9 protein-coding genes are annotated in these 8,813 nt (G+C 38.4%); 7 read left to right on the forward strand and 2 right to left on the reverse strand.

Going from position 1 to position 8,813, the window contains the following annotated elements; translation table 11 throughout:
* Nucleotides 1-202: 202 nt before the first annotated feature.
* Nucleotides 203-1,522, reverse strand: coding sequence for an IS1380 family transposase (locus tag H541_RS0109865; RefSeq protein WP_022796352.1), 1,320 nt, complete (start codon nt 1,520-1,522; stop codon nt 203-205).
* 142 nt (nt 1,523-1,664) lie between these two features.
* On the opposite strand from H541_RS0109865, the gene H541_RS12605 reads away from it, so the two are divergent.
* The 7 genes from H541_RS12605 to H541_RS0109900 all read left to right on the forward strand — a co-directional run bounded on the left by H541_RS12605 (nt 1,665) and on the right by H541_RS0109900 (nt 8,516).
* Nucleotides 1,665-2,933 (forward strand): MFS transporter, encoded by a 1,269-nt coding sequence (locus tag H541_RS12605; RefSeq protein WP_156831902.1) that lies wholly within the window; start codon nt 1,665-1,667, stop codon nt 2,931-2,933.
* Nucleotides 2,934-3,353: 420 nt separating this feature from the next.
* Complete coding sequence (locus H541_RS0109875; RefSeq protein WP_022797141.1) at nt 3,354-3,782, forward strand: RNA polymerase sigma factor; 429 nt, start codon at nt 3,354-3,356, stop codon at nt 3,780-3,782.
* Complete coding sequence (locus H541_RS0109880; RefSeq protein WP_022797142.1) at nt 3,769-4,011, forward strand: helix-turn-helix domain-containing protein; 243 nt, start codon at nt 3,769-3,771, stop codon at nt 4,009-4,011. The genes H541_RS0109875 and H541_RS0109880 overlap by 14 nt, the downstream gene beginning before the upstream one ends.
* A 341-nt stretch (nt 4,012-4,352) precedes the next feature.
* Nucleotides 4,353-4,727 carry a helix-turn-helix domain-containing protein gene (locus tag H541_RS0109885; RefSeq protein WP_425268456.1) on the forward strand — a complete coding sequence of 125 codons (375 nt, stop codon included), beginning with the start codon at nt 4,353-4,355 and terminating at the stop codon, nt 4,725-4,727.
* Between the two features lie 103 nt (nt 4,728-4,830).
* Nucleotides 4,831-6,009, forward strand: coding sequence for a site-specific integrase (locus H541_RS0109890; protein WP_022797144.1), 1,179 nt, complete (start codon nt 4,831-4,833; stop codon nt 6,007-6,009).
* Nucleotides 6,010-6,466: 457 nt separating this feature from the next.
* Complete coding sequence (locus H541_RS0109895; RefSeq protein ID WP_022797145.1) at nt 6,467-6,904, forward strand: NusG domain II-containing protein; 438 nt, start codon at nt 6,467-6,469, stop codon at nt 6,902-6,904.
* 265 nt (nt 6,905-7,169) lie between these two features.
* Nucleotides 7,170-8,516, forward strand: a complete 1,347-nt coding sequence (locus tag H541_RS0109900) for a polysaccharide deacetylase family protein (protein ID WP_022797146.1) — start codon at nt 7,170-7,172, stop codon at nt 8,514-8,516.
* 163 nt (nt 8,517-8,679) lie between these two features.
* Here H541_RS0109900 and H541_RS13295 read toward each other — a convergent pair.
* The coding region (locus H541_RS13295) for a transposase (protein ID WP_022796154.1) at nt 8,680-8,813 on the reverse strand (134 nt) is incomplete at its 5' end.

Consider the following 8,813-nt stretch of genomic DNA (forward strand, 5'->3'; position numbering starts at 1 on the left):
CCTGAATAATTCATAGATCTAATTTTTTTGGGAAAATAACGTTTATACATCGATTTGAGTTGAATTTTCTTTTTTCAACCGGTTTGTACTTGCGAAAACAGATTTCCTTTTGTTTTTTTAACGAAGATAGGGAATCTGGAGCTGTTTTTGGGCGCACGAATCCCTTAGTGATTCCATGTCTTTTTAAAAGCTGATTGCTATTTTACACTTGCCAACTGAGTTGCTGGATTTTGTCCAGTAACTGATAAAACAAGTCTTGATAGACATGGGAGGAGCTCATCCGTAAAAGCAATCTACGGCCACTGCGGACTAAATTACCCGCGACCTTGAACAGGCGGAGCCGCAATGTGTCGACTTGGAATGTCGCTTCCTTTTCAGGTAGACATATGGTCTTCATGAAGTTGACCAGGTTGTAAGCCAACAGGCTTACCATCATCCGTGCATGATTTTCCAAGAAGCTTGAGCTATCCGTCTTGTCGAAATAGAACCCATTTTTTGCTTCCTTGATGAAGTTCTCCATGGTGCCGCGTTTATGGTGAATCTGGAAGATGGTTTTCGCGGATAGTTCCTCGTGAAAATTAGTGACCACGTACTCGTGACTGAACACCAGCTGATTCGATTCCCGAGTCGATTTGATACAGATTCGACGTTTTTGGGACCAGCTATTGGCTTGATAGAACGCGGAATAGTAGTGGACTTCCCTTTCCTCCCAGGGATGGTCGTCCCCAACCAGGACAAAGGTTTCCGCTAGTTTTTCCACGACTTTATTTGATTTCAGGCGGATGACATAGAAACTTTCGTTGGATTCACACGTATCATAGACCTCGGGCGTCGCAAAGCCGCTGTCTCCCCGGACCAAAATATCAGTGCAGGGAAGGACTTGACGGTAATGTGTGAGCATCGGTGCCAGAAAATCTTTTACACCTTTTGACGTATACACATTTCCAGAACGAAGTTCTGCTTTCAGAAAGTCTCCCGTAAGGCCATCGAAGGCTACCAACGGATGATAGCCCTGTGTGCCGTAATGGGCATTGTGCTCAGTCTTTTCTTGATTCCCGAACGTATCCGAATGTGTGGAATCTAAATCGATGATCATTTGGGTATTGTTCCGTTCCATGCGGACCTTGTCCAGCATGGCTTGGTTCAGTTCCTGGAACTGTGCAATGTTCTCCTCGCTGATCCGGTCCCAGAAGCGGGATAGCGAGGCCAGGAAGGCGATGGCTTCCTTATCCAAAACCAACCGAAAAATGGGATCTTCCTTCAAGAGATTGGCGGATGAATCTGCGGAATATCCGGCAATCAACTGGAAGAGCAGCTGTTCGAGCAGGGAGATGTTGTCATGAGTCCAATAAATACGGTCCTCATTGAAGTGGAGGAATTGCTTCGCGAACGAATAAAATCCAAGCGAATTCATGAATTCCTTCACCAAGATGAGACCGGCATCTGACGAAAGATTACCACCGGTGTTTGACACCACCATTTTAGAGTTGAATTTTACGTGTTTTTCCTGTAATGTAGCCATTGAGAGAACCCCTTTCTTGGTTTAGTTTAGACACTTTAACCATAGCAGATTGGGGTTCTTTTTGTACACCCAAAGGGTGCGGTAAAAGAAAAGAAGAACCGTGCGTTAATAAGCTTTTAATAGAGTTTCAGAAATTCTATGAATTATTCAGGTATTAGCATATTTTTTAATATTAATGGATAATTCAATTATTTTTACAAGTTCTGTAGAGATAGGGGAAAGCTTAGGTTTGTCTGCAGCAGCACTGTCCTGGGTATCAAGCGCCTATACACTGACTTTTGGTGGCTTTTTATTATTAAGCGGACGTCTTTCTGATTTATTATGGAGAAAACGTATATTTTTAATCGGGTTATTTATTTTTGGAATCAGTTCATTAGTCATTGGCTTGTCACAAACTGCTGAAATGGTGATTGCGATGCGGGCAGTTCAAGGAATTGGGAGTTCCATTATCGCACCGACAACACTGGCATTGATTATGGATGCCTATCAAAACAATATGAGACAACGAGCAATTGCGTATTATGGGGCAACTGCCGGGATTGGTTCAAGTATCGGTCTATTAGTTGGTGGGGGACTGACAAGCCTGATTTCTTGGCGGGCCGGATTTTTGATTAACGTGCCATTTACACTAGTGCTATTTATTTTAACGTTGAAATATGTGACGCCTTCTGTCCGTCGAAAAGAAAGGATCGACTATTTAGGTAGTATACTTTCGATCTTTGGCTTGATTGGGATTATTTATGGCTTTACTGAAGGAAAAATTGGTCTTGTCTTTCTCGGAGTGGTCTTTTTGGGAATCTTTATTTTATGGGAAGGAAAGTCTGCTGCGCCAATTTTACCTTTAGCACTTTTTAAAAACAAAATCCGTTCTGGAGCATATGTGACGCGGCTCTTATTTATAATGGCAATGTTACCATTTTGGTTCTTTTTGCCACAGATGATGCAAAGCCAATATGGTTTTTCAGCGTTAGAATCAGGATTTGCTTTTTTACCATTGACAATTGTTAATTTTATCATTGCAATGCAACTGCCAAGGCTAACTGGAAAATTTGGGAACAATAAGGTGTTGCTGTCCGGTGAAATAATATTAGCGATCGGGTTAATGCTACTTGCCATCTCAAATCCGGCCAATGGCTATTGGCAAACCGTTTTTGTTCCAATGGTCATTCTGGGGTTAGGTCAAGGCTTAATCTTGGCCCCTGTGACCTCAGCAGGCGTTTATGAAGCACCTGATGAATTGGCCGGTATTGCTAGTGGAGTGACAAACACAATGCATCAAATTGGAGGTCCCATTGGATTATCGCTAATCGTCGCAACGACAACTAATTTTCAAACCCAAATCTGGATGATGACAGCATTCACAGTAATTTCTATGTTAATAGTAGCCATTTTTGTCAATAATAAGAAATAGCATTTTCTTCAAGTCACTATTTTTACCAGAAAAATAGCAATCTTTGTTTCTATCACCATTCAAATCAGGGCAAGTATTGGGTGTTCCGTGGAGAAGAGCTACGAAGATTTCTGCTTACTAATGTTAATTGTAGAAAATATTTTTTACAGTACACCACAAAAATCTATTGTAAAGCTGCTGGATAGTAAAGAAGATTAATGTTTCATCTTGTTAAATATCAATCTGGCTAATAAGCGATGTTTCAATCATTATATCTGTGCAGAACGTTTGTGAGGCGTATAGACAGTCTTTGTCTGTATGCCTTTTTATTTTAAAAAAATTTGTCTTTTTTCGAAAAATGCTCACTCCCAGATTGTAGTAATAATGGAAAGGGATAGATATGAAAATGAGTTGAATGAATTTTTTGAGGAGGAAAATGTTATGGGCGACCCCAAAGAAACCCACATTCAACATATGTTTGACAGTTTTTGTAAGAAAGTAGTCCGCAATGAAGCATTCAATATTCAAAAGAAAGATGCGAGATTTCGCCAGCGTCAAATTTCAATGGAGACGTTGGAACAAAAAAATCTAGGTACAGAATTCTATTATTCTGACACGAGGCTGAATGGTAATGGGAAGTTTCCTATCTTAGGAATCGAAATTTTAATAGGCAATGAAGTATTGGCAAATGCAATTGAACAATTGGCTAGTATTAGACAAGAGATCATCTTGATGTCGTTTTTCATTGGTCTCAATGATCGTGAAATTAGTGAAATAGTCGGAAAAAGTCTTGGAAGTGTTTGGTATCAACGTCAGGAAGCCTTAGAAGATCTGAACAGGATGTTAGGTGACAGTTATGAAGAAAACTAAACGATATATACCGTCTATACCAGTAGAAACGATCAAAGCTGCAAGATCCGGCGATTCAATCGCAATGACCATTGTCCTGTCAAAATATCAAAACTATATTTCAAGAGTAGCTATGAAGCCTGTTTATGAAGAAGAAAAGGGCATGGTTATGTATGTGGATGAATATATGCGTAGACAACTGGAAACGAAATTGATTGAAAAGATACTTGAATTTGATACAACTCGTTAACGTATTTTTTCCCTTTCCTTTTCATTCTATGCAAGTTTTTTATAAGTTTTGAATAGAAGACTTTCGTAGGCTGAAAAAGCCAAATGCTCTTTGAAAACTGAATAGTATATCTATCAGTACGTGTAGTTTACGAGTTTTTGGTTAGTTTCGCCATGACAAGAGACTTCTTTGAGCGACAGTTTTTGAAATAGACTCGTGACTACGATAATGATACTTCCGTAACCAAATTGGCCCGCCATTACTGGGGGGAGGTGAGATTCCTATGTGCTTTGGCAGAGCAGCTGATAGATGAAAAACTACTATTTTTAAGACTTGATTTTTCTTATCTACGTCATTGCTTTATGATACCTAATTTTTGTTTAGAAATACTGGGGAAGATTTTTTACGATAGAGAAGAGGTGAAGCAATTGGAATATCCTACTAATCAAAGTGTTCTTGAAACTGATTTTTATCCGTACTTGCAAAAGAAACTAGAAGAATACACAGATAGGCTACTTGCTATGGCGCAACTACCACTAGTACTTACTAATACTGATTTGAAACGTCTTTTTCAAATCAGTGATAGTACGTTAAATCGCTTGGTCAAACTTGGCGATTTTCCGACTTGTTGGTATGGAATTCGAGGACACTACCTGCGAGACGATGTTTTAGAATGGATGAGGAAGAGTGATGCAGATGGCTTTCGTGAACAAATGCGACTACTTCGATCTTTATAGGTTACATCTTTTTATTAAGATGCGGTACAATGGAAGCATAGATAGAAAGATTTCCAAAGATTTTTCGCTTGTTGGGTTCCTTCGAAATAGGAGGAATCAATAAATGAAAACAAAAGATCGTTTTAAAAAACAAATTAGTTCTACTGGCAGAGTCACTTGGTATTTTCAAGCATTTCGAACAACAAGACGTGGTTTCAATTCAAAACGGGAAGCACAACTTGCTTATCTGGAAATGGAAAAGGAGCAACGACACAAGAAAAGGATTGTTGCAAGCAACGACAAGTTTAGCGTTGTAGGTGAAAAATGGTTTCAATATTACCGGTCCTTAAATGAACAAAAAGAATCGACCTATGATAAGCGAGCAGAACAACTGACTATCATCAATCGTTGGATTGGCAATAAACGACTCTGTGATTTATCATCAGATGAACTACAAGAGTTGGTTTTCAACTTGAAGGAACGAGGCCTCAACGGTACAGACGTAGGCTATGCTAAAAATAGTCTACAATCTCTGATTCAAGTCCTAAACATGGTTTTCAAGTACTGTCTCAAAAAGCAGTTAGTAAGTGAAAATCCAATGAAGACAGTCAGAATACCTAAGTATCAAGTAACCGTTCGGGATTTGAAAGAAGCTGTCAATAATGTGGAAGATAAGTTTTTGACGGTAGATGAGTTGAGGACGTTCTTGAACTATGGGATTGTCCATGAAGAATTACCTATGTCAGTTCTCTTTCATGTTCTATTCTATACAGGCTGCCGTGTTAGTGAGGCACTTGCTTTACAACCAGAAGATATTGATTTTCAAAGAAATGAAATTCTCTTCTATAAACAGACAGCGGTTAAAGGAAAGAGTAAAGATTTTCGTATTGAAACTACTAAGACAGTTAGTTCTGCTAGACGAGTGCCGGTAACACCATTGGCGATGGAAAAACTAAAGCAATTGATTCGTGCTTTAGCTGAGATGAGAAAGCACCACCGGTTTATTGTGGATGAGACTTATTTATTTGTTTATCTCGATGCTAGTAAACGTGGGGTACCTTATCGTAGGGAATATGTAAATGATCACGTCAAACGGTGTGTGGAGCGGTCAGGGATTGGAAAGCCATTCCATACCCACTTAGCTCGTCACACAATGGCTAGTCTGGTAGCCGAGTATTGTAGTTGGGATGTCTTGAAGGATCGATTAGGTCACACGGACAAAACAACTTCAAAAATCTACCGTCATTTGACTAATAATGAAAAGGTAAAACCATTACTTGCATTTCGTTCTTTGGAAGACTAAAACACGGTGAAAACACTGGTATTATAGGATTCCTAAACGGCCAATTTTTCCTAAAGTAGTCAAAGTGTAGTCAGAGGTAATAAAAATCTTTATACAACAATGCTTTAGCGACTTTTCACAAGTATCAAAGAAGCTAAAAGAAACTAAATGTAAGATTATAATGTTACGTCTTGATAGGACTGACATAGAAGCTGTGACACGTCTGTTGTCATAGCTTTTTCTTTTTCTTCCGTTTTCTGCTGTATGTTGTTATTGAGATTATAAGGTGAAACGAGATTGATGCGTTTAACAAGTTTGACATTGAAAACGTTTGCTGATACGGTTAAAGACTAGAGGGTCCTTTAGTCTTTAGTCTGAGATAGAGTCCTATAAAAGTTCAAAATAAAAAATTAAAATAAAAGATCAAAATAGAGTAAACGATTAGCTGTTATTATAAAGAGTGGAGGAGGGATTGGTTATGGCTAAGAGTGATCACTTAAAAACACGAATCAAGCGGGTTATGAAGGTTTTCAAGCCGTTTGATTTTGTCGTCATCATAGTCTTAATTATTGGTTCTTTCTTGCCATTCTTATTTTTCTTCCTACAAGAAGCACAGGCTGTTGATAATGAGGGAGATCGTATCGCAATTGTTAGGATAAATGGTGAACTAGTCGATGAATTTAATTTAGATGAAGTTGATGATTTTGAGAAAACTTACTATCCAGCTGATGATCAGTATAATATCGTCCAAGTGGAAGATGGTCGCATTAGGGTAAAACAAGATAATAGTCCTGATCAAATAGCGGTCAAGACGAGTTGGATCTGGAAGAATGGTCAAACGAGCATCTGCTTACCTCATAGACTTGTGATTGAGATAACTCAGGAAAATGCAGAACCGGAATATGATGTTTATTAGTGATAACATTGAATATTATAGAACCATTTAATCAAGATGAGGCTAGAGTGGCTGTTTGAAGCACTCTAGCTTTTTCCTTCAAAATGTTTAACACATGTCATTAAAATGATATTTACTAGATACTTAGGACACTCATGGTACAATGAAAGTGGATCACACATTAGCTTGTGATATTCTAATGGTTAGTTAGAATATAATTGTAGCTTATGTTTTTTTCTTTGATGTTCAATGGCTTTTGTGCTCAATATTTCTAAGGTGGGGTTTTATGTCCAGAACAACAAAAATAATTATTTCGGTCGTCTTAGTTATTCTTTTTATGTCTCTAGGAACAATGGCGGTCTACAATTTATCCCAGAGTGATGATAGAATGTCTCAAAATGACGGTTCATCTGATCATAGTCAAAATGGTGATAAGGACGAGGCAGGTAATGGCGATGATAAGGGCAAAGAGGATAACAAAAAGCAAGAAGAAAAAGCCGAATCTGAAGCACTGGAAGAAGCGAATCTGTTAAAAGCACATTATGATTATGATGGTGCTTTGGCAGCTATTTCTGAGGAAGATAGTGAAGCAGCAAAGAATCTTAAGGCCGAAATTGAAAAAGAGAAAGAGTCTCTCGTTGAGTGGAATGATCCAGGTAAGTTTTCACATTTATTTTTCCACAGTTTGATTGTCGATCCGAAATTGGCTTTTGAATCTTCTCAAGCCCAAGGTTATAAAAACTATATGGTGACAATCAGTGAGTTCAATAAAATCATTGAACAACTTCATAAAAATAATTATGTCTTAGTCAATTTTGACGATTTTGTTACAGTTAATGATGACCAATTTGTGACTTTCAAAGGATTGAAATTACCACCAAATAAAAAACCATTGATCTTGTCACAAGATGATGTCAGCTACTACGAGTATATGGAAGGCGAAGGTTTTGCTTCTAAACTAGTATTGACTAAGGATAACGAGATCAAGAACACTTACGAGGATGGTGGTAAAAAAGAAGTCGGAGATTACGATATGGTGCCACTTCTAGACTCGTTCGTCAAAGCCCACCCTGATTTTTCTTATCATGGGGCTAAGGGGACACTAGCTTTAACCGGTTATAATGGGGTGTTAGGCTATCGGACATCGATTTCCGAATATGGTGATAACGATAAGACTAAGAAAGAAATCGAAGAGGCTAAAAAAGTTGCTAAGCGGTTAGTAGAAACTGGTTGGCAAATGGCTTCTCATTCGTGGGGCCATCTTAACATGACTCAAGCGAGTCTTGACCATATCAAAAGAGACAATGAGTTGTGGCAGCAAGAGGTAGCTCCAGTCATTGGTAAGACTTCGATTTTGATTTATCCTTTTGGGGCGGATATCGCTGATTGGCAAGACTATACTGCGAGTAATGAGAAATACGAGTATCTAAAAAGTCAAGGCTTTGCAATATACTGCAATGTAGATGCGTCAACACCTTCTTGGGGCCAATTGACTGATGCTTATTATCGGAATGCACGGATCAATATCGACGGCATTCGTTTTAATTCAGTCTTATCAGGGGAAACAGATATCTTAAAAAACTTCTTTGATACGCAGTCAGTTTACGATGCTAACGCAAGAAATCAAAACTAGTATTCCAAATGTCGCTATCGTTATGACCAGCATTCTCTGCTACCCATTAACGTGATTTTGATATAGCTAGACAGAGATTAAATGATAAATAAAATATGACAGACATATAAATTAGTCAAGTCCATAATCTTGTGTAAAATACACTACAATGTTCAACCTTCTCTCACTGATCAAATTTAAGATACTTTCTGGTCGAGCCAAGCCATTCTTCGTGGGTATCTATCAATAAAGCACCAACCAATCGGTTGGCAGAAGCACGGTTAGGAAAGATGCGAATGATTTTCTCTCTTCGACGAA

It is taken from the genome of Bavariicoccus seileri WCC 4188, assembly GCF_000421665.1.
GTDB classification, from domain to species: Bacteria; Bacillota; Bacilli; order Lactobacillales; family Aerococcaceae; genus Bavariicoccus; species Bavariicoccus seileri.